The following is a 22,450-nucleotide window of genomic DNA, read 5'->3' on the forward strand; positions in this document are numbered from 1 at the left end:
ATCGTGGGCGTCTCAGTCGAACAGGCCGAAGGTCAGATAGCTCCACCAAGAGCGGCCTTCGTCTTGTTGTTCATTTTCCGCTCCAGCATCCCTCAATACCGGACGCAGCTCATCCGGAAGATCCTGGGCGGCGTTCTCATACTGACGTACCACGTCGCGGTTGGATTGCGAACTGTCCGGGGCCTTATTTTCCGTTTCGATCAGGCCGAGGGTGGCGCGGGACAACCAGCTCCGATTGTCGGCTTCCTGCTGGCGAGGCACGAACTTGCCGTCTTCCAGGCTTGGATGTTCCGGGTAGTTGAGCTTGAGCGTTTCCAGGCTGGTGTTCGCGAGGTCGTCCAGCCCCAGGCGCTGGTAGGCTTCGGTCATGACCGCCAGGCCATCGCCAACGGCGGGGGTACCCTGGAAGTTTTCTACGATGTAACGCCCGCGATTGGCAGCGGCGACATAAGCCTGGCGGCGCAGATAATAGTCGGCGACATGGATCTCGTTTGCCGCCAGCAGGTTGCGCAGGTAGACCATCCGCGCCTTGGCGTCCGGCGCGTAGCGACTGTTCGGAAAACGTGTGGTCAGTTGAGCGAATTCATTGAACGAGTCGCGCGCGGCGCCCGGGTCACGCTTGGTCATGTCCAGCGGCAGAAAGCGTGCAAGCAGGCCGCGATCCTGGTCGAAGGAGGCCAACCCTTTGAGGTAATAGGCATAGTCGACACTAGGGTGCTGCGGGTGCAGGCGGATAAAACGGTCTGCGGAAGAGCGAGCGGCTTCTGGCTCTGTGTTGCGATAGTAGGCGTAGATCAGTTCCAGCTGCGCCTGTTCGGCGAAACGGCCGAAGGGGTAGCGGGATTCCAAAGCCTTCAGTTTGTTGATAGCGCTGGTGTAGCTCTTGCTGTCCAGGTCGGCCTGCGCCTGACGGTAGAGTTCCGCTTCGCCGAGGTTTTCGCTAATAGTTTCGTTGGACGAACAGGCAGCGGTAAGGGCGAAAATGGCGATCAGCAGCAGGTGTTTCACTCGCATGGCGGCTTGCGTCCCTGTGACGGCTGGCTGTCTCGCGCGGAGCCGTCCTGTTATGATGGGCGCCCCGGCTGGCCGGGACAAAGACGCCGTATTTAAACACAAGCGTGTTGTCGAAACCAAAGCCCCACCTGTGTCTCCGTCGAAGAGGTTCCTTGGCGGGTTGCCCAACCATGCGGCATGCCAGTCGACCCGAACATCGCGACCATTGTCGCGCGCAGTTGCCGATCGCCTGTCTCGTCGAACCGCATTATTGCCTCTCCCTATTTATGAAGCGCCCTTAATTATGTCCACGATCTCCACCCAGGCCATTCATCTCCGCGCCGAGGTGCCGTTCGCCCTCGGTGGACAGCGCCTCGATCAGGTCGCGGCTCAGCTGTTTTCTGAGCATTCCCGGTCACGCCTCGCCGCATGGATCAAGGATGGGCTACTTACGGTCGATGGCGCCGCGCTGCGCCCGCGTGACACGGTGCATGCCGGCGCGGTTCTGGAATTGTCTGCCGAACAGCAGGCACAGGGTGAATGGGTGGCCCAGGACATTCCGCTGGATATCGTCTTCGAGGACGAGCACATCCTCGTATTGAACAAGCCGTCTGGCTTGGTGGTGCATCCCGCCGCCGGTCATGCCGATGGCACCCTGCTCAATGCCCTGCTACATCATGTGCCGGACATTATCAATGTGCCGCGCGCCGGTATTGTGCATCGCCTGGACAAGGACACTACCGGGCTGATGGTCGTGGCCAAGACGCTGCAGGCGCAGACGCGTCTGGTCGAGCAGCTGCAGGCGCGCAGCGTCAGTCGCATCTACGAGGCCATCGTCATTGGCGTGATCATCACTGGTGGCACGGTCGATGCGCCGATCGGGCGCCACGGTCAGCAGCGTCAACGCATGGCTGTGGTCGAAGGCGGCAAGCCCGCCGTCAGCCATTACCGCGTGCTCGAACGCTTCCGTTCGCATACGCATGTCAGGGTCAAGCTGGAGACCGGCCGCACGCACCAGATCCGTGTGCACATGACGCATATCGGCTATCCGCTGGTGGGCGATCCGCTGTACAGCGGGCGCTTCCGCATTCCGCCGGCGGCAAATCCGACCATGGTGCAAACGCTGCGCGATTTCCCGCGCCAGGCCCTGCACGCGCGCTTCCTCGAACTCGATCACCCGGTCACGGGGAAACGGCTGAAATGGGAGTCGCCATTGCCGGACGATTTCGTCTGGTTACTCACCCTGCTGCAGCAGGACCGTGAGGCGTTCGTCGGGTGAGCGACTGGCCAGCGGACTGGATCCGTCCCGAGTGGCCGGCGCCTGCCCGCGTGCGGGCGTGCGTCACGACCCGTGGCGGTGGGATGAGCCCGGCGCCTTTCGATAGTTTCAATCTGGGCGACCATGTTGGCGACGCCGCGGATGCAGTGGCTGCCAATCGTCTGAATTTGCGCCGCGTGCTCGGTTGCGAGCCGGCCTGGATGAGTCAGGTTCATTCGAATATCGCAGTCGAAGCCGATCCGCGCGGCTGTCCTACCGCCGATGCCAGCTGGACGGGCGCGCCGGGCATCGCCTGCGCCGTATTGACCGCCGACTGTCTGCCGGTGCTGTTCTGTGACCTCGTCGGGACCCGGGTCGCGGCCGCGCATGCGGGTTGGCGCGGGCTGGCCGCGGGCATACTCGAGGCTACCGTTGCATCCATGAGCACTCCTGGCACACAGCTGATAGCCTGGCTCGGCCCAGCGATCGGACCCGAGGCCTTCGAGGTCGGTGCGGAGGTGCGCGAGGCGTTCGTGTCACAGCATGCCGTCACAGCCGAAGCCTTTTCCCTCAGCCGCAACGCCGGCCGCTACATGGCTGACATCTACCAGCTCGCCCGCATCCGTCTGGCCGCTTGCGGCGTCACGGCGGTGTTCGGTGGCGGCTTCTGTACGGTCAACGACCCGCGTTTTTATTCCTATCGCCGTTCTGCCCGCACCGGTCGCTTCGCCAGCCTGATCTGGCTCGACTGAGCGCCGGTTCTGTTTCGGTGCCTCCGCTGAGGCGGCCAGGTCGCGCGGTGCGTCGCCGAGATGACCTGCGTCAATGCCATTCGGCTTGAATCTCCAACAATCAACCTCATCTAAGTTCCATCTCGCAGGCTTTTGTCGAGGTGCGATTGAGTGCGCCGGCCTGCCAAACCAGAAAGGGTGATTACATGCGTATCGATCGATTGACCAGCAAGCTGCAGCTTGCGCTCTCCGATGCCCAATCCATCGCCGTCGGCCTCGACCATCCGTCTATCGAACCGTTGCACTTGATGCAGGCGCTGCTCGATCAGCAGGGTGGTTCGATCCGGCCGCTGTTGATGCAGGTGGGCTTCGATATCAACGGCTTGCGCCAGGCGCTGACTAAGGAGCTGGATCAGTTACCCAAGCTCCAGAACCCTACGGGCGACATGAACATGTCGCAGGATCTGGCGCGCCTGTTGAACCAGGCTGACCGACTGGCGCAGCAGAAGGGTGACCAGTACATCTCCAGCGAACTGGTGCTGCTCGCCGCGCTGGATAGCAATACCCGACTGGGCAAGCTCTTGCTGGCCCAGGGAGTGAGTAAGAAAGCACTGGAAAACGCCATCAGCAATCTGCGCGGTGGCGATGCGGTCAACGATCCCAACGCCGAGGAGTCGCGTCAGGCGCTGGACAAATACACCGTCGATATGACCAAGCGCGCCGAGGACGGCAAGCTCGATCCGGTGATCGGTCGCGATGATGAGATCCGCCGAACCATTCAGGTGCTGCAACGGCGTACCAAGAACAACCCCGTGCTCATTGGCGAGCCTGGCGTCGGCAAGACCGCGATCGTCGAAGGTCTGGCCCAGCGCATCGTCAACGGCGAGGTGCCGGACGGGCTCAAGGACAAGCGTCTGCTGGCACTGGACATGGGCTCTTTGATCGCTGGCGCCAAGTTCCGCGGTGAGTTTGAGGAGCGTCTGAAGGCGGTGCTCAACGAGCTGAGCAAGCAGGAAGGGCGGGTCATCCTGTTCATCGACGAGCTGCACACCATGGTCGGTGCCGGCAAGGCCGAGGGCGCCATGGATGCGGGCAACATGCTCAAGCCGGCGCTGGCCAGAGGCGAGCTGCATTGTGTTGGTGCGACCACGCTCGATGAGTATCGCCAGTACATCGAAAAGGATGCGGCGCTGGAGCGGCGTTTCCAGCGCGTGCAGGTCGATGAGCCGAGCGAGGAGGACACCATTGCCATTCTGCGAGGCCTGAAAGAGCGCTACGAAGTGCACCACGGCGTTTCCATCACCGACGGCGCGATCATCGCTGCGGCGAAACTGTCGCATCGCTACATCACCGACCGGCAGCTGCCTGACAAGGCCATCGATTTGATCGACGAGGCGGCCAGCCGCATTCGCATGGAAATCGACTCCAAACCGGAGGAGCTGGATCGCCTCGATCGCCGCTTGATCCAATTGAAGATCGAGCGTGAGGCGCTGAAGAACGAGGACGACGAAGCAACCAAGAAGCGTCTGGCCAAGCTCGATGATGAAATCGTCAAGCTGGAGCGTGAATACGCCGACCTGGAGGAAATCTGGAAGTCGGAAAAGGCTGAAGTGCAGGGCTCGGCTCAGATGCAGCAGAAGATCGAGCAGGCCAAGGCCGATCTGGAGGCTGCGCGGCGCAAGGGCGACCTGTCGCGTATGGCCGAACTGCAGTACGGCATCATTCCCGATCTGGAGCGCAGCCTGCAAATGGTCGACCAGCACGGTAAGACCGAGAATCAGTTGTTGCGCAACAAGGTCACCGACGAGGAAATCGCCGAAGTGGTTTCCAAGTGGACAGGCATTCCAGTGTCGAAGATGCTCGAAGGCGAGCGCGAGAAGTTGCTCAAGATGGAAGACCTGCTGCATCAGCGCGTAATCGGGCAGCACGAGGCAGTTGTCTCGGTCGCCAACGCGGTGCGTCGTTCGCGCGCCGGACTGGCAGATCCGAATCGTCCCAGCGGTTCCTTCCTATTCCTTGGCCCGACCGGCGTGGGCAAGACCGAGTTGTGCAAGGCGCTGGCCGAATTCCTCTTCGATACCGAGGAGGCGATGATCCGCATCGACATGTCGGAGTTCATGGAAAAGCATTCGGTCGCACGTCTGATCGGCGCGCCGCCGGGGTACGTCGGCTACGAGGAAGGCGGTTACCTGACCGAGGCAGTGCGCCGTAAGCCTTATTCGGTAGTGCTGCTCGATGAGGTCGAGAAGGCGCATCCCGATGTGTTCAATATCCTGCTGCAAGTGCTTGAGGACGGCCGCCTGACGGATAGCCATGGGCGTACGGTGGACTTCCGCAACACCGTGATCGTGATGACGTCGAATCTGGGATCGACCCAGATTCAGGAGTTGGTGGGTGATCCTGATGCTCAACGCGCAGCCGTGATGGATGCGGTAAGCAGTCACTTCCGCCCCGAGTTCATCAATCGTATCGACGAGGTGGTGGTGTTCGACCCGCTGGCCCGCGAGCAGATCGCAGGTATCGCGCAGATCCAGCTCGGTCGTCTGCGGCAACGCCTGGCAGAGCGCGAGCTCAGCCTGGAACTCAGCAACGAGGCCATGGACAAGCTGGTTGCCGTTGGCTACGACCCGGTCTATGGTGCGCGACCCCTGAAACGCGCCATCCAGCGCTGGATCGAGAACCCGCTCGCGCAGAACATACTGTCTGGCGCGTTCGAGCAGGGTTCTTCCATCGTCGGCAAAGTGGAGGGCGACGAGATCCGCTTCGCCAAAGCGTGAGCCTGGCAAAGAGCCGCCCATGCGGGCGGCGCTGAGGTCATTGCGACGGGCTCGTTGCCGTCGCTCGACGGGAGGGCTGAGGTAACTCGCAAAGCATTGTAGTAAATCGCATTTTTTCTGTTGACAGGCGCGTCGAGAACCGTAAAATGGCGCGCCTCTGAGGGGGGTTTGCAAGGCGGCACAGCAAATCATCCAACGAGCTGGAAGTGATAGTTCCGCGATAGCTCAGTCGGTAGAGCAAATGACTGTTAATCATTGGGTCCCAGGTTCGAGTCCTGGTCGCGGAGCCAATTTCCAATCGGGGTATAGCGCAGTCCGGTAGCGCGCCTGCTTTGGGAGCAGGATGTCGGGAGTTCGAATCCCCCTACCCCGACCAATTTTGGGTCGTTAGCTCAGTTGGTAGAGCAGTTGGCTTTTAACCAATTGGTCGTAGGTTCGAATCCTACACGACCCACCAAACTGCCTTGCAGAAAGGCATGAGAACCGGAAGATTCCGAGCGAATCTTCCGGTTTTTTATTGCCTGCCAATTATTTCGCGGTCACCCGGTCATGGTTGCGCCATGTTCTGCCGGCACCGTCCTCGTGTAGGGCGGTGCTGGCTCTGTGCGTTCGGTCAGTGCAGCTTGAGGCGGGGTACCGTGCTGGTCGTGAGCTTGTCACCGATCATCATCAGCCCCGTGCGCGCGACTCCGTACAGCGCGATCTGGTGCATTCGGTACAACGAAACATAGAACATCCGGGCCAGCCAGCCCTCGAGCATGACATTGCCGGTGAGGTTGCCCATCAAATTGCCGACGGCGGAAAAGCTCGACAGGGAAATCAGGGAGCCATAATCGCGGTAGCGATAACTGGGCAGGCTCTGCCCTTGGAGTCGTCGGGCGAGCGATTTAGCGAGCATGGAGGCCTGCTGATGTGCGGCCTGTGCACGCGGTGGTACGTTGCGGTCGCTGTCCGGTTGCGGGCAGGCCGCGCAGTCGCCGAAGGCGAATATGTTTTCGTCTCGCGTGGTCTGCAGGGTTGGCAGTACCTGCAATTGATTGATTCGATTGGTTTCCAGGCCATCTATTTCGCGCAGGAAGTGCGGCGCTCTGATGCCGGCCGCCCAGACCTTCAGCGTAGCTGGTACGAAGTCGCCATTCTTGGTGTGCAATCCTTCATCCGTCACTTCACTGACTGCGGCGTCGGTGAGCACGCTCACGCCCAGGTCGCGAAGAGTCTGGTGTACCGGTTGGCTGATGCGCTCCGGTAACGCTGGCAGAACCCGCGGGCCAGCTTCTATAAGCGTGATATGGACGTTTTCCGGCTTGATGCCGTCCAACCCGTAGGCGGCGAGTTCGCGCGCGGCGTGGTGCAGTTCCGCGGCCAGCTCGACACCGGTAGCGCCAGCACCGACGATGGCCATGTCGATGGTGCTGTGGTGACCTTCGCTGGCGTGGGCGCGCATGTAACGGCTGAGCAGTTGGCGGTGGAAGCGTTCGGCCTGCTCGCGGGTGTCGAGGAAAATGCAGTGCTCGGCCGCGCCCTTGGTGCCGAAGTCGTTGGTAGTACTGCCGACTGCGATCACCAGGGTGTCGTAGCTGAGCGTGCGAGCCGGCACCAGTTCGACGCCATGCTCGTCGAACGAGGCGGCGAGATGTACGCACTTGCGTTCCCGGTCCAGGCCACTCATACGGCCCATCTGAAACTCGAAGTGGTTCCACTTCGCCTGGGCGACGTAATTGAGCTCATCGGCGGATGAGTTCAGCGAGCCGGCGGCCACCTCATGCAGTAAAGGTTTCCAGATATGCGTCAGGTTGGCGTCGATCAGCGTGATGCGGGCCTTGCCGCGCTTGCCCAACGTTCTACCCAGGCGGGTGGCAAGCTCCAGGCCGCCGGCGCCGCCGCCGACGATTACGATGCGATGTGTCATGAAATGAACTCATAAGGCTTTGCGGAATTCGGTCGTCATCTGGGCGAGGAACGGCTTGCTCATAACACCAGATGGCTCAGGAAGCGGCTCAGCAGGCCTAGGCCGGCGACCACGACCAGTACCAGCACAAGAAGCAGCCAGGGCCGAAAGGGCCGGCGCTCGACTTGATGCTGCGGCGCGCTGAGGTACTGATCAACGCGTTTCTGGTCTTCGGGATTCAGGCGGCTGGGCATACGCACCTCGAAAGGGAATGCAGGCATTCTAGCGGTGCGACGGTAAAAGCCAAGCGCGATGGCAGAACGCCTGAGGCTTCGGTGGAATGGCGGGACGGTGTGGGGCGGTGCTGCGGTTTCAAAAATTGCACGGCATGCAGGCTTTTTCCTGCATGCCGTGTGGGGGCTATCGACCGTTGTTTTTCAGGTTTCGAAGGTTGCCGATCACGGATTCCAGTGCGCGGTCGAAGAGCAAGGCATCGTTGAGCAGGCGTATGGCGTTGCGACGGAACTCGATGGCGAGCCCCATCCGGGTCTTTTCCAGGACCTTCATGCCGGTGCGATTGACGAAAATGTATTTGCCCGTGGGTTTGATCACGGCGGCCAGCTTGCAACGAAGCTTGTGGTCCTCGTCTTCCTGAAATTCGACCCAGCTGCCGACGCGCAGATTGTCAACCTGGATCAGCGCTTCGTCATTATCAGCCAGGTTGATTTCGGGCTCCTGCTCACGACTTTCGCCGGGAGCCAGCAGGACGATCTCCTCGTTTACCTCGACCATTGCGGGAACAACGGTCTCATCGGCGTGATCTTCACGCGGAGGTAGCTCCAGCTTGTCTCCGGTGAGGATCTTGTCGCGAGCGAGCGGATTTGATTGAGCCTGCTGCGCCGGCGGGTTGAGTTGCTGCAGTGTCTGTACGTGCAGCGCTTCGAGTCGGGTGAAGAAGTCGCTGGTGGAGAAGGGGTCGAACGCCGCGCTGACCAGTCCTTCACGAAGGTTCTTTAGCAGGCTTGGAACCAGCTCAAGCAGCTGTTCCCGGGACTCGGGATCATCATGCGGTGTAACGCTCCAGATTAGATCGTCCATGGTGGCAAGAGCGGCCTGCCACTGCTCGGATTGGGTGCCATGTTTCAGGCAGGTCAGCAGCAACACTTTGCTCCAGGCTTCCTGCAGCAGGCGGACGACCACCTCGGGGAGGGTTTTGCCAAGCAAGCGCTGGTTGAGCGCTTGCTCCACTTCCTGACGGGCCATTTCGGCCTTGGCGCGTCCTTCCTCAGCGTCGCGTGTGCGCTGTTCGAGAAGCTCGCTGCGTCGGCGCTCGTCACCTGTGAAGGCAAGGAAATCGGCAAGCAGCTCGGAAAAGATGGCAGGGTCGTCGACGAAATCGTTCAGCAAGCGAGACACGACCTGCTCGATCTTCTGGTACAGGCTGTCGCGTTGGGCTGCGTCCTGATCGACCCAACCCATGGCGGCTGAGGCGATCTCGTTGAGCAGACGGCGTGCCGGATGACTGCCACGGCTGAAGAAGGTCTTGTCGAGAACGGCAACCTTCAGTACAGGGATCTGCAGGCGTCCGATCAGGGCCTTGAGTGAGTCGGGCAGGGTGCGGTCGTCGAGAATGAATTCGAACAGCATCGACACCAGATTTATGACGTCTTCGTCGACCTCGCCGACCACGCGTGATTTGCCGCTCTTGGCGCTGACACGATGCAGGAGCTGCTCGAGCTGGCTCTGCAGATCGTATTCATCGATCTGCTGAGGTGCGCGTGACTGAAGATGCGACAGCAGGCGCATCAGGTCATTGCTGGAAATCGGTACGGCGTCGCTGGGCATGTTGCGAGCTGGCAGCGCGCTTCCACGCAGCTCTGAAAGCAGCGCCTGCAGGGTGCCGAATGCTTCCTGGGCGCCTTCATCGGCGAATGCCGGGGCCTCGCTGAATCCTGTGCCTGAGCGCGGTGCGCTGCCGCTCGAGGCACCGGGGCGGCCATGCGAGCGGCGCGGCTGGGCGGATTGCAACTCTGGAAGGATGCCGGCTGCGACCAGTGTCTGGTTCGATTCAGCGTAGAGCTGGTCAAGGTCCGTCAGCACGTAGCGCTCGAACAACTTGAGAATGATCAGCTTGACCTTGATCTCAACGCCCAGGCTGCGGCAGGCCTCGAGGAAGTATTCACAGAGTTGCTGGGGGCCGAGCGGGTTGTTCTTGTCGTCCAGCTTTCTGCTGACCAGCACATTCATGCGAGTGGTGAGGTGGCTGAGTGACTGGCTGGCGCGGCTCATGACCTTGGCGACCATGGTGTCGATCGCGACCGACTCTTCCAGCTCGTCGTTCTGCACCAGTGCCAGGCTTTCAAAGGATGTTTCCGGCTGTGCCGGTTTGCCGATTTCGTACTGGTTGAGCTTGGCGAACGACTCGAAAACCTGCTGCAGGAAGCCGCGCTCGATACCGCGGCGCTTCATGCGCAGGTCGCGCATGGCCTCGAAGAACGCATTCTGTTCGGCATTGCTGGTGGCGCGATCGGCGATTTCAAAAAGTGAGTCGTCGGCGTTATCGAACAGGGTTTGCAAGGCCAGGCGCAGCTGCTGTGCCGCTTTGTCGCGCACGCTGATGAGCGCGACAGGTAGTCTACCTGCCGGCGAGGTCGGCTTTTGCTCAGGGGCGGCCTTGAGGTGCACCACTTTCGCATCGGTTCGCATCGAGACTCTCCGGTCGCCTGTGATTCAGGCGCTCAACACCGCGTAGCATGCCGCTGATCACGGGCAGGGGCAACGGCTTGTCAATTCGGCAAGGGTTCGCCATTTCCGTGGCGCCAATTTACGGGTCCATTATATGCACCTTGTTAATAAGCCTAGCGCGGATTTGTTATGGACATGATGCAGCTCACACATACTCGCCAAATTCCTGCAGGCGGTCGGAAAAGGCATGAGACGGTGGCATTGGCCTGACGTCATTCATCCCCGTCTCCAGTCCCATGCTGCATGATCGGCCGAAGCTTTATACTCTCGCCGAATTATATGGGAGCCCGTCGTGACCAATATCACCCTTGCGGACTTGTCCGCGGAAATCGAAACCAATGTACGCAAGGCGCTGGCCGAGGATGTCGGCAACGGCGATATCACCGCGCAGCTGATTCCGGCAGAGCGACTCGCTCATGCCTCGGTCATTACCCGTGAACCGGCCGTGATCAGCGGTACGGCCTGGGTCGACGCGGTGTTTCGGCAGTTGGACCCGCGGGTTGCGGTGCATTGGCAGGTGACGGATGGCGAGCAGGTGGCGGCCGACCGTGTGCTGTTTCACCTTGAGGGTCCTGCGCGTGCGTTGCTCAGTGGTGAGCGCGCGGCGCTGAATTTCCTGCAGATGCTGTCAGGCGTCGCAACCCGTTGTCGACACTATGCCGATCTCGTCGCAGGCACTGGTGTGCAGTTGCTCGACACCCGAAAAACCATTCCCGGCTTGCGTCTGGCGCAGAAGTACGCGGTTACCTGTGGGGGCTGTCATAACCATCGAATAGGTCTTTACGACGCCTTCCTGATCAAGGAAAACCATATCGCCGCCTGCGGCGGAATCGCCGAGGCCGTTGCGACGGCTCATCGTATCGCGCCCGGCAAGCCGGTCGAAGTCGAGGTGGAGAATCTTGATGAGCTGGAGCAGGCGCTCGGGGCCGGTGTCGATGTCGTGATGCTCGATGAGTTGAGTCTGGTCGACATGCGTGCCGCGGTTGGCATTGCGGCGGGGAGGGCGAAGCTGGAGGCGTCGGGGGGGATCGATGATGAATCGCTGCGCACGATTGCCGAAACCGGCGTGGATTACATTTCGATCGGTGCTCTGACCAAGCATGTCAGAGCAATCGACCTGTCCATGCGTCTGACCCAATAAGGAATGCACGAAAGCGGCACCAACGTGCCGCCGATTCGACTCAATGCTTGCTTTTCAGTCCGAAGTTCTCGTGTAGCGTGCCGGGAACATCGGTGTCCTTGGGCGCGTAATCCTTCGGTGGCTCGGTGAACGTCGGTGAGGTAAGACGCTCCCGGTGGCTGTGGCTTTCCTCGCTGTGCAATGCGGCGAGCAGGCGCTGCCGGGTCTGTTCGTCCAACGCGAGCTTATCGGCGCCCTCGGACAGATGATCCTGCATGTCCTGATAGCTGTTGGTCAGCTTGCGCAGCAGGCTTGCGGTCGTGTTGAAATGAGTCACCACTTCGCTTTGATAGGTGTCGAAGCGCTCCTGCAGCTCATCTACCTGACGCTGTGTGCTGGTCGGCGCGCTGTTGCGCGCGATCAAAAAACCAATAGCGATGCCGACAATCACGCCGACAATTGGGAGCAACCAGGTCGCGAGGGTCTGTTCCACGAGTACTTCCTCTATATAAACGGCTTGCCTTCAGGCCGCGAAAAACCGTGTGGCGGCGCTCAAATGGGGCGGCTATCAGGCCAGGACACAACTGATAGCCGGGTTCTGCAGCGCCTTGTGCAGTGGTTTTCCCACGGCCTGATACGTTAACGTCTCGTACCTGCCCTGTATACCGCGATGCGATGCGAGCGGCCACAGGCGACGTCTATGCAAGACGAGTCGACTTGCCCCAAGGTCACGGAGTTACTTTCTTGAAACGTGAAAACCCTATATCGATCGACGGTCCGGCCGGCGTGCTCGAAGGCTTGTATTTCGATCAGCCGGATGCACGTGGGCTGGCATTGATCTGTCACCCCAATCCCGTCAAGGGCGGGACCATGCTGAACAAAGTGGTGTCGACGCTGCAGCGCACGGCCCGCGATGCGGGCTATGTCACGCTTCGCTTCAACTTTCGCGGGGTCGGCGGCAGCGCGGGCAGCCATGACATGGACACGGGAGAAATCGACGATGCAGAAGCGGCGCTGCAGTGGTTGCGGGCGCAGCACCCCGAGTTGCCTCTGACATTGCTCGGGTTTTCATTCGGAGGGTTCGTTGCGGCGGCGCTGGCCGGGAGAGTCGAAGCGAGAGCCGAGCCGCTGGAAAAACTGTTCATGGTCGCGCCGGCGGTGTCGCGACTTGCAGATCAGCCGCTGGCCGAGCGCTGTGCGCTCACCATTATCCAGCCGGACGATGACGAAGTGATCGACCCGACCTCGGTGCATGCCTTCTCCGCCGAGCTTCAACGTCCCCACGAGCTGCTGAAAGTGGCAGAATGCGGCCACTTTTTCCACGGCAAGCTGGTGGACCTGAAAGAGCTGGTGGCACCGCGGATGGCGTAGCGCGCTGACGGTGTGCGGGCGATCTCGCCTAGCCCCGCGTGCACGCCCGCTCAACGGTCCACTGGCCGTTTGCGCTGACTGAATCGAGATGATCGTATGAAAACCCGAATCCTTACCGGTATCACCACCACCGGCACGCCCCACCTGGGCAACTACGCCGGTGCCATCCGACCGGCTATCGTGGCCAGCCGGGAGGCTGATGCCGACTCCTTCTATTTCCTCGCTGATTACCACGCATTGATCAAATGCGACGATCCGTTGCGTATCCAACAGTCGCGCCTGGAAATCGCCGCCACGTGGCTGGCCTGTGGATTGGATGCGGATCGGGTGACCTTCTATCGCCAATCCGACATTCCGGAGATTCCAGAGCTGACCTGGCTTCTGACCTGCGTTGCTGGCAAAGGGCTACTGAACCGCGCGCACGCCTACAAGGCCTCGGTGGACAAGAACCTCGAACTGGGCGAAGACCCGGATGCCGGGGTCACCATGGGATTGTTCAGCTACCCGGTATTGATGGCCGCGGACATTCTGATGTTCAACGCACACAAGGTGCCGGTCGGTCGCGACCAGATTCAGCACGTGGAAATGGCTCGTGACATCGGTCAGCGCTTCAATCACCTGTTCGGCAAAGGCAAGGAGCTGTTTACCCTGCCAGCCGCCGTGATCGAAGAGGGCGTGGCGACACTGCCGGGGCTCGACGGGCGCAAGATGTCCAAGAGCTACGACAACACCATCCCGCTGTTCTCCAGCGCCAAGGCACTCAAAGGCACTATCGCCCGCATCGTCACCGACTCGAAGTTGCCCGGGGAGCCGAAAGATCCGGACGATTCCCACCTGTTCACGATCTACCAAGCGTTCGCAACACCGGCGCAACTGACCGAGTTCCGCGCTGATCTGGTCGGCGGCTTGGCGTGGGGCGAGGCCAAGGAACGTCTTTTCCAGTTGCTCGACAATGAGCTGGGCGAGGCGCGCGAACGCTATCACGGGCTGATGCAGCGCCCCGGCGAGCTGGAAGACATCCTGCAAGCGGGCGCCGCCAAGGCGCGGAAGATCGCTAAGCCGTTCCTCGGCGAGTTGCGTGAGGCGGTCGGGTTGCGCAGTTTCCGTAGCGAAGTGACGAGCGCCGCGCCGGTCAAGAAGAAGGGCGGCAAGGCCGCTCGATTCGCCAGCTTCCGCGAGAGCGACGGCAGCTTTCGCTTTCGCTTTTTCGCCGCTGACGGTGAAGAGCTGTTGCTGTCGCTCCCATTCAGCGATCCCAAGGCGACAGGCGTGATCAGTCAGCGCCTGATTGCCCAGGGCGTGGACGCGTTGGAACTCCGTGCCGACGAAGACAATCAATTCACCGTGTGGCTGGATCACGAATGCATCGCGAAAAGCCCGGTCTACGGCGATGAACAGGCACTGGATGCCGCCATGCAGCGCCTGCGCCAGGCGTTGGCCACGCTTTCCGTGTAATCCCACACGGGTTTGCCGGTCGCGGCTTGGCCGGCGCATTTCTGCCGAAATCCTGTTACCACTCGAGGCTCGAGCGCTTGAACGACCTGCGTAAATTGCCAACCACCGAGGGCACGGCTAAAGTGTCGGCCCCGTTTCACTACCCAGACCCCGCCATGACCCCTCTTGAGCGCTATCAGGAAGACCTGAAACGTCCCGATTTCTTTCACGATGCCGCCCAGGAAACTGCTGTGCGACATCTGCAGCGTCTGTACGACGACCTGATTGCCGATGACCGCAACAAGTCCGGGCTGTTCGGCAAGCTATTCGGCAAGAAACAGCAGGAACCGGTCAAGGGCCTGTATTTCTGGGGCGGCGTCGGTCGCGGCAAAACCTATCTGGTCGATACGTTTTTCGACGCTCTGCCGTTCGAGCAGAAGACGCGCACCCACTTCCACCGCTTCATGAAGCGCGTGCACGAGGAAATGCGTACCCTCAAGGGCGAGAAGAATCCGCTGACCATCATCGGCAAGCGCTTCGCCGACGAATCGCGGGTGATCTGTTTCGATGAGTTCTTCGTATCCGACATCACCGACGCGATGATCCTCGCCACTCTGCTCGAAGAACTGTTCAAGAACGGTGTGAGTCTGGTGGCGACCTCCAACATCGTTCCGGATGGCCTGTACAAGGATGGACTGCAGCGCGCTCGCTTCCTGCCGGCGATCGAACTGCTGAAGAAGCACACAGAGATCGTCAACGTCGACAGCGGCATCGACTATCGTCTGCGCGCACTCGAACAAGCCGAGCTCTACCACTTCCCGTTGGATGCCGAGGCGGAGCAGAGTCTGGAAAAGAGCTTTCGTAGCCTGCTGTCGGAACAGTGCCGCGTTCAGGAGAACGAAGCGCTGATGATCGAGAACCGCGAAATCGTCGCGCGCAAGACGGCCGGCGGCGTCGCCTGGTTCGAGTTCCGCGAGCTCTGCGACGGTCCGCGCAGTCAGAACGACTATATCGAGCTGGGCAAGATCTTCGATGCGGTGCTGGTTTCCAATATCGAGCGGATGGACGTTTCCAAGGACGACATGGCGCGGCGCTTCATCAACATGGTCGACGAGTTCTACGACCGCAACGTGAAGCTGATCCTCTCCGCCGAGGTCGAACTCAAGGACCTATATGCTGGCGGCCGCTTGGAGTTCGAATTCCAGCGCACGCTGAGCCGCCTGCTGGAAATGCAATCGCACGAATATCTGGCGCGTCCACATAAGCCGTAGAGAACCAGCGGTAAGCCTGAAGCTATAGGCTTGAAGTAAGCGCGAAAAGGTTGACAGCGTTGCGGCTGCGACCTTCTTTCCAGCTCCCAGCTCTTAACTGCTCTTATACCGATACTGCTGCCGGTACTGATTCGGCGATAGCTCGGTATGCTGGCGGAACAGCCGTGCGAAGAAACTCGCATCGTCATAGCCGACTTCATAGCTGATGGTTTTGATGCTCTTGCGGGTGGTGGAGAGCAAGGTCTTGGCCGTCTCGATGCGCAGTCGCTGCAAGTAGTGCAGCGGCTTGTCGCCGGTCGCCGTCTGAAACCGCCGCATGAAGTTGCGAATGCTCATGCCATGATCGCGCGCGACGTCCTCGAAGCGGAACTTCTCCGCGAAATGCTCTTCGAGCCACTCCTGAATCTGCAGGACCCGGGTATCCAGGTGGAGCTTTTGACCACCAAAACCGATGCGGCCAGGACTGTAGTTGCGTCTTACCTCGAACAGGATGTCGCGCGCCATGCCCTGCGCAATATGCGCACCGCAGAAGCGCTCGACCAGATGCATGTAGAGATCGCACGCCGAGGTGGTGCCGCCTGCACAGTACAGATTGTCGCTGTCGGTCAGATGCTTTTCCTGCGTAAAGAGCACGCGCGGAAAGCGCTCGGCAAACTCGCGGGCGAAGCGCCAGTGTGTAGTGCCTTCGCGGTCGTCGAGCAGTCCTGCGGCAGCCATCCAGAATGCTCCCGAGGCTTCACCGCAGATGGCGCTGCCGGCCAGGTGCCGCGCCTGTAGCCAGGGTGCTACCTGCGGATATTGGCGGCTGAGTGCGTCGAAATCGCCCCAGAACGCTGGCAGGATCACCGCATCGGCGTCGTCCAGCATTCCGTCGACTTCGATGCGGGGGCCGCTGAAGGTACTGACAGGCAGCCCATCGGGGCTGACCAGCACCGTTTCGAAGGCGGGTGTGAGATCCAGGCCCAGTTGCTTGCCATATCGCAGGCTGGCCATGTGAAAGAAATCCTTGGCATGCAGCAGGGTCGATGCAAATACCCCGTCGGTGGCCAGAATACTGATACGTTTCAATGGTGGGGCTGTGTGCATGCCGTGTCTTCTGACTATTCGGATTATTTTTTTGTACGGGCAAAGCAGGGTGTAACTGCCGCAGTTCGGCGGGAGCGTCTTATTTTTTTGCGTGACTGTCCAGTCGCTCTTCAGTCTAAGTCGGGGAACCGCTCTGGGGTGCTGCTGATCTGACAGGCAGGAGGGCTTTTCATGACAGTCAACATACCGTTGGTTCGCCCCGATGCATTCGACGGCTGGGACGGCAGCCCTGCCGCCGCCCGGGAGATGCAGAAGCAGCTGGCCGGCAAGGTCGTATTGGAAGATGATTTTGGTTTGCTGCGGCTGATTGCGGGCGTCGACGTCGGCTTCGAGGAGGGTGGCAACATGACCCGCGCCGCGGTGGTTCTGCTCGATGCAGAGTCCCTCGCGCCGGTGGCGCAGGCATTGGAGCGAATTCCGACCCGCATGCCTTACATCCCTGGTTTGCTTTCCTTTCGCGAGCTGCCGGCGGTGCTGCAGGCACTCGAATCGCTCGGGCAGACGCCCGATCTGATCTTTTCCGATGGGCACGGCATTGCCCATCCTCGTGGCCTCGGCATTGCCGCCCATCTTGGCGTAATCACGGGTTTACCAACCATTGGCGTGGCGAAGAAGATTCTCACGGGCCACCATGCGCCGCTTGGCGAGCGGCGCGGCGATCAGGTCGATCTGCTGGACAAGGGCGGCAAGGCGATCGGCACCGTGTTGCGGAGCAAGGACAAAGTACGCCCGCTGATCATCTCGCCGGGCAACCGCGTCAGTCTCGCCACCGCGCCGGAACTGGTGATGCGCTATGTCACCCGCTATCGATTGCCGGAACCGACACGACTGGCCGACCGCTTGGCCTCGCGTCGCGATGAGAAGCGTGTCGGCCCTCAGCAGGCCATGGATATCGAATAGCCTAGGCCGCTTGCAGGCTGACACTCGCAGGCGCTAGCCTGCAGACCCGCAGGTTACCCAGGTCTCGCCACGATGCAGCTGGATCACGCGACAGGCTGGTGCCGAGGCATTCACCATTGCCCCTCGCCCAATTTCAACCAGCGCCCCGATGGTGAGATTTCGCTGCTAGTCATCCATAACATCAGCTTGCCACCGGGGTGCTTTGGTACCGGTAAGGTCCAGCAGTTCTTTCAGAACTGTCTGGCCCGCGACGAGCATCCCTTCTTCGAGGAGATCGCTAGCCTGCAGGTCTCGGCGCATTTTCTGATCGAACGTGATGGCGCGATCACCCAGTTCGTCTCCTGTCTGGATCGTGCCTGGCACGCTGGCGTGTCGCGCTTCGGCGGGCGTGAAAGCTGCAACGACTTCTCCCTCGGCATCGAACTGGAAGGCACTGATGAAGCGCCATTCAGCGAGGCCCAGTACGACAGCCTGATCCGCCTCTGCCAGTTGTTGCAGCAAGCGTACCCGGCCATCAGCCCGGAGCGAGTCTGCGGCCATAGCGACATCGCACCTGGGCGCAAGACCGACCCGGGCCCGGCATTCGACTGGCAGCGCCTGCGCGCGGCCTCGATCGTTGCCTGAGAAGGCCTTCATAGGATACGAACATGATTTTTCTGGTGCTGCTGCTGGTTCTGCTCATCGACAAACTCACCGATTGGCGGCGTGATGTGCAGCACGACGGCCCCTGGCTGAGCCTGCTGCGGCGAGTCGAAGGCCATTCGGAAGTGGCGTCCAGGCCATGGCTGGGCCTATCGCTGTCGGTGCTCCTGCCCGTGCTGTTATTGGGGCTGCTGCTGATGGCACTCAAGCCGCTGGCGTACGGTTGGCTCAGCCTGCCATTGCATCTGCTGGTGTTGCTCTACAGCTTGGGTCGTGGGCAAGGGAAGCTCGAGTTCGGGGCCTTTCGCGACGCCTGGCGTCGAGGCGATGACGAGGCCGCCGTGCTGGTGGCCGAGCGCGACCTGGGGCTTACTGCGTCGGATGCTCCGAGCCTGCTGCACGCCGTCGAAGCGCAACTGCTCTGGCGCAGTCACCAGGGCTTTTTTGCGGTGATCTTCTGGTACGTGCTGCTGGGTCCGATAGCTGCGCTGGCCTACCGGCTGCTTGCATTGACGATCGAGCACGCCAGCAGCGAGGCCATGCGCGAACGCGCCGGGCAAATCCGGCACGCCTTCGATTGGTTGCCGGTGCGCGTCCTGCTTGCCAGCTTCGGCCTGGTCGGAAACTTCGTCGCGGTCAATCGCGCCTTGCTGCACGACCTGCTGCACTGGGAGATTCCCGCTCAGCGGCTGCTGGCCGAGGTTGGCCCGGTTGCGGCCGACCTGGGCGAGCGCTGTGAAGGCGAGGCGGGCATCGCCCGGCTCGACAGTCTCGCCGCGCTGCTGGTGCGTGCCCGCATGCTCTGGTACGCCGCCATCGCGCTTTGGGTTCTTCTTCTATAGCCCTGTTCAGAGCCCCGCTGCAGAACGCATCTGGCTTCATCTGGCGCGGCTACCGGACGTCGGATAAGCCGGGTGGATATGCCGGAATCGGCGCGCTTTCTGCCAGTTGCTGGGCCATCATCCTGCCATTACCTTAAGTTACATAAACCGCGACCGATATCCCGTATAAGTTTCTCGCGCCACTTCTCTGACGAGCCCTGCTGCGGCCTCGATGCTGCCAGCAATACAACAATAATTGGGAGACGTCTTTTGAAACGTTTGTTGTATCCCGCGATCGCGTTCATGAATCGCTTGAGCTTCGGGATGAAGTTCAGCCTGATCAGTGTCCTCTTCTTCGTCCCCATGCTGTTAACCAATTTCTATCTGGTGCGCGACTCGTACCGGGAGTTCGTTGGTACCCGCACCGAATTGCAAAGCCTGGAACTGCTGGGGACGGCGTTGCAGATGCGTCGCGAGATGGAAAGCTGGAAAGACCTGGTGGAAATCGAAAGCATCATCGGTCAGGCCGGCGAAGTACAAGCGCTGGTGACCCGGCTGACCAATGCCGAAGGTGAGCTCTCGACGCTGATGCAGAGCCTGGCGCCAGTCAGCGAAAACCCTGAGCAGGTCGCCGAGTTCAGCACGCGCCGAGATGAGCTCGATGCGGCGTTGCGCGAGGCAAAGGCGCAGCAGTCGTTGCAGGCCAAGGTAGCGATGGCGCGCGCACTGCTGGGCAAGGCTCAAGTGATGATCAAGCTGATCGCCAGCCAATCGGGCCTGAGCCAGGACGGCCAGCGCGATGTGCGAATGCTCGCCGAATTGCTGACTTCGGTCACGCCCACCATTACTGCGGCGCTCGGCGAAGGCAGGGCCGTGGGCTCCTACACGTTCGGCCAGGGCTACCTGAACTCCGACGCGAGCAACAAGCTGGACAACCTGCTCCTTGAGCTTGAGAAGCAGCAGGCGCAGTACAATGCCCAATTGCAGGACGTGCTTGGCAGCAGCGCCGCGGCATTGCGCCAGCTCGAACGCTATACCGAAGCCAGCCGCGCCTCCCTGCAGAACAGCAGTGATATCTTTCAAGATCAGGTGATCATGGCCGAGGCCATGGATCGCCCCTGGGAGAGCTTTTACGACCAGATCAGCACCGAAATGGCGAAGACCTACGCGCTCAATGACGCCATTCTCGCTTTTCTCGATGATGAGCTCGAACAGCGACTGGAGCAAAAGCGTCGGCTGATGACCCTCCTGCTTGTCGCCCTGGCAATGGTGTTCCTCCTCGTGGTTTATCTCTACAGCGCTTTTTACATGTCCACTCGCGCGTCGCTGCGTAGCCTCGGCGCGACCATGGACCGTGTGGCTGCCGGGGACATGACCGCCCGCTTCAAGGTGCAGAGCCGCGACGAGCTGGGCGAGCTGGGTCAGGTATTCAACGAGACTGTGGCGCGGATCCGCGAACTGATCGAGCGTGTCGGTCAGACGGTGGGCGAGGTGGAGCGCCAGGCGTCGCGGGTCGAGACCGTTTCCGGCGAGAGCAACCAGACCGTTTCCGAACAGCGCGGGCAGATCGAGCAAGTCGCCACCGCGATGAACGAAATGTCGGCGACCGCGCAGGAGGTGGCGACCAGCGCCGAAGCCGCGGTTGGCAGTGCGCAAAGCGTCAATGACGAAACCGTCAGCGGTCGCGGTCTGGTGGCGGCCCAGGTCGATGGGATCGGGCGATTGGCCGCGGAGATCGATCAGTCGGTCAAGGTCATCAATCAGTTGGCCAGCGACAGCAAGGCCATCAGCCAGGTGCTGGACGTCATCAAGGGCGTGGCCGAACAGACCAACTTGCTGGCGCTCAACGCGGCCATCGAGGCGGCGCGTGCTGGTGAGCAAGGGCGCGGATTCGCTGTGGTAGCCGACGAGGTGCGCAGTCTGGCCAAGCGCACCCAGCAGTCCACCGAGGAAATCGAGCAGATGATCGGGCGGCTGCAAGGCGGCGTCGGCGCTGCGGTCAAGACGATGCATTCCAGCCATTCGATGGCCGAGGAAACCGTCAGTCAGTCGGCTCAGGTCCAGCAGGCTTTGGAGAACATTCTCGGTGCCGTCGGCGTGATCGTCGATCAGAACCAGCAGATCGCCGCGGCAGCTGAAGAACAAACCGCCGTCGCGCATGACATCGATCGCAACATCGTCGCCATCAACGAGGCGGGTCAACGCACTGCCGAAGGCGCAGGCCATACCGAACAGGCCAGCCGTGAACTCACCGAACTGGTTGGGCGCTTGCAACAGCTGATAGGGGCGTTCCGGGTCTAGGACCGCTTTAAGAAGGTCAGCGCCAGCCAAACAACTCGCAGCTGTTTCGGTAGCTCGCCTCGGCCAGTTGCTCAGGGCTGATGCGTTTGATGTCGGCCAGCTCGCGGCAGATGTCCGGCAGAAACTCCGGGCTGTTGCGCTGGCCGGCGTGGCTGTAGGGCGCGATGTCGGGCGCGTCGGTTTCCAGCACGATGCTGTCCAGCGGTAGCTGCTGAAGCACCCGGTGCATGCGATGCGCCTGCGGCCAGGTGCCCGCGCCACCCAGGCCGAGCTTGTATCCCAGCTTGATGTACTCCCGCGCCTCCTCCCAACTGCCGCTAAAGGCATGGGCGATACCGGCGCGCTTGAGCTTGCGCTGTTTCAGGGTGGCAATCATCTGCGCGTGGGCGCGGCGCACATGTAGTAAAACTGGTAGTTCGAACTCCTCAGCCAGTTCCAGCTGGGCTTCGAGCAATTGTTGCTGACGGGCTTTGTCGGGCGCCTCGATGTAGTAATCCAGACCGATCTCGCCGATGGCGCAGAGCTTGTCCTGTCCGCGAAGACGGCCCAGCCAATCGCGCAGATCATCGATGTGTTCCGCTTGATGGTCCTGGAGAAACACCGGATGCATGCCCAGTGCGGCGTAGACGGCTGGTTCGTCCATCGCCAACTGCCAGACGCGCGCCCAGTTCGCCTGGTGTACGCCGAGCACGAGTAGCCGTTCCACACCTGCCTCGCGGCAACGCGTGAGCACCTCACTGCGGTCTGCGTCGAACGGGTCGAAGTCGAGATGGGTGTGGGTGTCGATCAGGCGCACGGGTTCTCCTGGTCTGGTGCGGATACGGGCGGCGTTCAGCGATTCGGTTCTTCCTCGATCTGGATGTCGCTGACACCGAGTTCGGCCATACGGCTGTCCTCGCTGGGGCGCACCGGAATTTCCCAGGGGGCATCGATCGCCGCGCGTGGCTCACGGACATGATGCAGCAGAATCTCCAGTTCGGCTTGCTCCATGTCCGGTTCTTCAAAGGAGCTGAGCGTCAGCGACGACGGTTTGCCATTGATCAGGTAGTGGATGCGATAGCGTTTCAGTTCGGTCATGGCGGCTCTCGACTCCAGTGTGTGGAGTATCGGAC

19 protein-coding genes, 3 tRNA genes and 1 pseudogene are annotated in these 22,450 nt (G+C 61.0%); 15 read left to right on the forward strand and 8 right to left on the reverse strand.

Annotation, left to right across the window (positions count from 1 at the left end):
• Positions 1-12: 12 nt before the first annotated feature.
• Positions 13-1,014: an outer membrane protein assembly factor BamD gene (locus ACL0K2_RS17335; protein ID WP_045160767.1), complete on the reverse strand. Its 1,002-nt coding sequence runs from the start codon at positions 1,012-1,014 to the stop codon at positions 13-15.
• 283 nt (positions 1,015-1,297) lie between these two features.
• Here ACL0K2_RS17335 and rluD point away from each other — a divergent pair, with 283 nt between their 5' ends.
• From rluD to ACL0K2_RS17365, 6 genes are all read left to right on the forward strand, one after another.
• Complete coding sequence (gene rluD / locus ACL0K2_RS17340) at positions 1,298-2,272, forward strand: 23S rRNA pseudouridine(1911/1915/1917) synthase RluD (RefSeq protein WP_045160768.1); 975 nt, start codon at positions 1,298-1,300, stop codon at positions 2,270-2,272.
• Positions 2,269-3,003, forward strand: coding sequence for a peptidoglycan editing factor PgeF (pgeF, locus tag ACL0K2_RS17345; protein WP_045160769.1), 735 nt, complete (start codon positions 2,269-2,271; stop codon positions 3,001-3,003). Before rluD ends, pgeF begins: the two co-directional genes overlap by 4 nt.
• A 185-nt stretch (positions 3,004-3,188) precedes the next feature.
• On the forward strand, positions 3,189-5,759 hold the full coding sequence (gene clpB / locus ACL0K2_RS17350) for an ATP-dependent chaperone ClpB (RefSeq protein ID WP_413043127.1): 2,571 nt from the start codon (positions 3,189-3,191) through the stop codon (positions 5,757-5,759).
• 214 nt (positions 5,760-5,973) lie between these two features.
• A tRNA-Asn gene (locus ACL0K2_RS17355) sits at positions 5,974-6,049 on the forward strand.
• Positions 6,050-6,058: 9 nt separating this feature from the next.
• Positions 6,059-6,135 (forward strand) — tRNA-Pro (locus ACL0K2_RS17360).
• A 5-nt stretch (positions 6,136-6,140) separates the two neighbouring features.
• Positions 6,141-6,216: transfer RNA gene (locus ACL0K2_RS17365), tRNA-Lys, on the forward strand.
• Between the two features lie 156 nt (positions 6,217-6,372).
• Here ACL0K2_RS17365 and ACL0K2_RS17370 read toward each other — a convergent pair.
• The 3 genes from ACL0K2_RS17370 to ACL0K2_RS17380 form a co-directional block, all read right to left on the reverse strand.
• Complete coding sequence (locus ACL0K2_RS17370) at positions 6,373-7,668, reverse strand: NAD(P)/FAD-dependent oxidoreductase (protein ID WP_045160771.1); 1,296 nt, start codon at positions 7,666-7,668, stop codon at positions 6,373-6,375.
• A gap of 59 nt (positions 7,669-7,727) precedes the next feature.
• Positions 7,728-7,901, reverse strand: a complete 174-nt coding sequence (locus ACL0K2_RS17375; RefSeq protein WP_045160772.1) for a DUF3094 family protein — start codon at positions 7,899-7,901, stop codon at positions 7,728-7,730.
• A 166-nt stretch (positions 7,902-8,067) separates the two neighbouring features.
• On the reverse strand, positions 8,068-10,353 hold the full coding sequence (locus ACL0K2_RS17380; protein ID WP_413043128.1) for a DUF1631 domain-containing protein: 2,286 nt from the start codon (positions 10,351-10,353) through the stop codon (positions 8,068-8,070).
• Positions 10,354-10,684: 331 nt separating this feature from the next.
• On the opposite strand from ACL0K2_RS17380, the gene nadC reads away from it, so the two are divergent.
• Positions 10,685-11,533 (forward strand): carboxylating nicotinate-nucleotide diphosphorylase, encoded by an 849-nt coding sequence (gene nadC, locus ACL0K2_RS17385; RefSeq protein WP_045160774.1) that lies wholly within the window; start codon positions 10,685-10,687, stop codon positions 11,531-11,533.
• 40 nt (positions 11,534-11,573) lie between these two features.
• Here the strand turns inward: nadC and ACL0K2_RS17390 are convergent, their stop codons facing one another.
• The gene (locus tag ACL0K2_RS17390; protein WP_045160775.1) at positions 11,574-12,005 is read right to left on the reverse strand and encodes a YhcB family protein; all 432 of its coding nucleotides are present in this window, start codon (positions 12,003-12,005) and stop codon (positions 11,574-11,576) included.
• A gap of 251 nt (positions 12,006-12,256) precedes the next feature.
• Here ACL0K2_RS17390 and ACL0K2_RS17395 point away from each other — a divergent pair, with 251 nt between their 5' ends.
• From ACL0K2_RS17395 to zapE, 3 genes are all read left to right on the forward strand, one after another.
• Positions 12,257-12,883: an alpha/beta hydrolase gene (locus ACL0K2_RS17395; RefSeq protein WP_413043129.1), complete on the forward strand. Its 627-nt coding sequence runs from the start codon at positions 12,257-12,259 to the stop codon at positions 12,881-12,883.
• 96 nt (positions 12,884-12,979) lie between these two features.
• Positions 12,980-14,338: a tryptophan--tRNA ligase gene (locus tag ACL0K2_RS17400; RefSeq protein WP_239611048.1), complete on the forward strand. Its 1,359-nt coding sequence runs from the start codon at positions 12,980-12,982 to the stop codon at positions 14,336-14,338.
• A 155-nt stretch (positions 14,339-14,493) separates the two neighbouring features.
• Positions 14,494-15,588, forward strand: a complete 1,095-nt coding sequence (gene zapE / locus ACL0K2_RS17405) for a cell division protein ZapE (protein ID WP_045161090.1) — start codon at positions 14,494-14,496, stop codon at positions 15,586-15,588.
• 93 nt (positions 15,589-15,681) lie between these two features.
• Here the strand turns inward: zapE and ACL0K2_RS17410 are convergent, their stop codons facing one another.
• On the reverse strand, positions 15,682-16,674 hold the full coding sequence (locus ACL0K2_RS17410; protein ID WP_045160778.1) for a GlxA family transcriptional regulator: 993 nt from the start codon (positions 16,672-16,674) through the stop codon (positions 15,682-15,684).
• A 171-nt stretch (positions 16,675-16,845) separates the two neighbouring features.
• On the opposite strand from ACL0K2_RS17410, the gene nfi reads away from it, so the two are divergent.
• The 5 genes and pseudogenes from nfi to ACL0K2_RS17435 all read left to right on the forward strand — a co-directional run bounded on the left by nfi (position 16,846) and on the right by ACL0K2_RS17435 (position 21,338).
• The gene (gene nfi, locus ACL0K2_RS17415; RefSeq protein ID WP_413043130.1) at positions 16,846-17,574 is read left to right on the forward strand and encodes a deoxyribonuclease V; all 729 of its coding nucleotides are present in this window, start codon (positions 16,846-16,848) and stop codon (positions 17,572-17,574) included.
• Positions 17,575-17,646: 72 nt separating this feature from the next.
• Positions 17,647-18,198, forward strand: a complete 552-nt coding sequence (gene ampD, locus ACL0K2_RS17420; protein WP_045160780.1) for a 1,6-anhydro-N-acetylmuramyl-L-alanine amidase AmpD — start codon at positions 17,647-17,649, stop codon at positions 18,196-18,198.
• 23 nt (positions 18,199-18,221) lie between these two features.
• The gene (gene ampE / locus ACL0K2_RS17425; protein WP_239611041.1) at positions 18,222-19,058 is read left to right on the forward strand and encodes a regulatory signaling modulator protein AmpE; all 837 of its coding nucleotides are present in this window, start codon (positions 18,222-18,224) and stop codon (positions 19,056-19,058) included.
• Between the two features lie 1,287 nt (positions 19,059-20,345).
• Positions 20,346-20,483 (forward strand): annotated as a pseudogene (locus ACL0K2_RS17430) (HAMP domain-containing protein); the annotation flags it as partial.
• Positions 20,484-20,624: 141 nt separating this feature from the next.
• A complete protein-coding gene (locus tag ACL0K2_RS17435) occupies positions 20,625-21,338 on the forward strand; it encodes a methyl-accepting chemotaxis protein (protein ID WP_413044487.1) in 714 nt (237 codons plus the stop codon).
• Positions 21,339-21,354: 16 nt separating this feature from the next.
• Here the strand turns inward: ACL0K2_RS17435 and ACL0K2_RS17440 are convergent, their stop codons facing one another.
• Positions 21,355-22,134 (reverse strand): TatD family hydrolase, encoded by a 780-nt coding sequence (locus ACL0K2_RS17440; RefSeq protein ID WP_045160783.1) that lies wholly within the window; start codon positions 22,132-22,134, stop codon positions 21,355-21,357.
• Between the two features lie 35 nt (positions 22,135-22,169).
• The gene (locus ACL0K2_RS17445; protein WP_045160784.1) at positions 22,170-22,415 is read right to left on the reverse strand and encodes a hypothetical protein; all 246 of its coding nucleotides are present in this window, start codon (positions 22,413-22,415) and stop codon (positions 22,170-22,172) included.
• Positions 22,416-22,450 lie beyond the last annotated feature (35 nt).

It is taken from the genome of Pseudomonas sp. YJ42 (assembly GCF_047225135.1).
GTDB lineage: Bacteria > Pseudomonadota > Gammaproteobacteria > Pseudomonadales > Pseudomonadaceae > Stutzerimonas > Stutzerimonas stutzeri_E.

Excerpts from the sequence above, each read along its gene's own strand:
- ACL0K2_RS17335 (WP_045160767.1), bottom strand. The coding sequence starts at position 1,014 with ATGCGAGTGAAACACCTGCTGCTGATCGCCATTTTCGCCCTTACCGCT.
- rluD (WP_045160768.1), top strand. The coding sequence starts at position 1,298 with ATGTCCACGATCTCCACCCAGGCCATTCATCTCCGCGCCGAGGTGCCG.
- clpB (WP_413043127.1), top strand. The coding sequence starts at position 3,189 with ATGCGTATCGATCGATTGACCAGCAAGCTGCAGCTTGCGCTCTCCGAT.
- ACL0K2_RS17370 (WP_045160771.1), bottom strand. The coding sequence starts at position 7,668 with ATGACACATCGCATCGTAATCGTCGGCGGCGGCGCCGGCGGCCTGGAG.
- ACL0K2_RS17375 (WP_045160772.1), bottom strand. The coding sequence starts at position 7,901 with ATGCCCAGCCGCCTGAATCCCGAAGACCAGAAACGCGTTGATCAGTAC.
- ACL0K2_RS17380 (WP_413043128.1), bottom strand. The coding sequence starts at position 10,353 with ATGCGAACCGATGCGAAAGTGGTGCACCTCAAGGCCGCCCCTGAGCAA.
- ACL0K2_RS17400 (WP_239611048.1), top strand. The coding sequence starts at position 12,980 with ATGAAAACCCGAATCCTTACCGGTATCACCACCACCGGCACGCCCCAC.
- zapE (WP_045161090.1), top strand. The coding sequence starts at position 14,494 with ATGACCCCTCTTGAGCGCTATCAGGAAGACCTGAAACGTCCCGATTTC.
- ACL0K2_RS17410 (WP_045160778.1), bottom strand. The coding sequence starts at position 16,674 with ATGCACACAGCCCCACCATTGAAACGTATCAGTATTCTGGCCACCGAC.
- nfi (WP_413043130.1), top strand. The coding sequence starts at position 16,846 with ATGACAGTCAACATACCGTTGGTTCGCCCCGATGCATTCGACGGCTGG.
- ampD (WP_045160780.1), top strand. The coding sequence starts at position 17,647 with ATGCAGCTGGATCACGCGACAGGCTGGTGCCGAGGCATTCACCATTGC.
- ampE (WP_239611041.1), top strand. The coding sequence starts at position 18,222 with ATGATTTTTCTGGTGCTGCTGCTGGTTCTGCTCATCGACAAACTCACC.
- ACL0K2_RS17435 (WP_413044487.1), top strand. The coding sequence starts at position 20,625 with ATGAACGAAATGTCGGCGACCGCGCAGGAGGTGGCGACCAGCGCCGAA.
- ACL0K2_RS17445 (WP_045160784.1), bottom strand. The coding sequence starts at position 22,415 with ATGACCGAACTGAAACGCTATCGCATCCACTACCTGATCAATGGCAAA.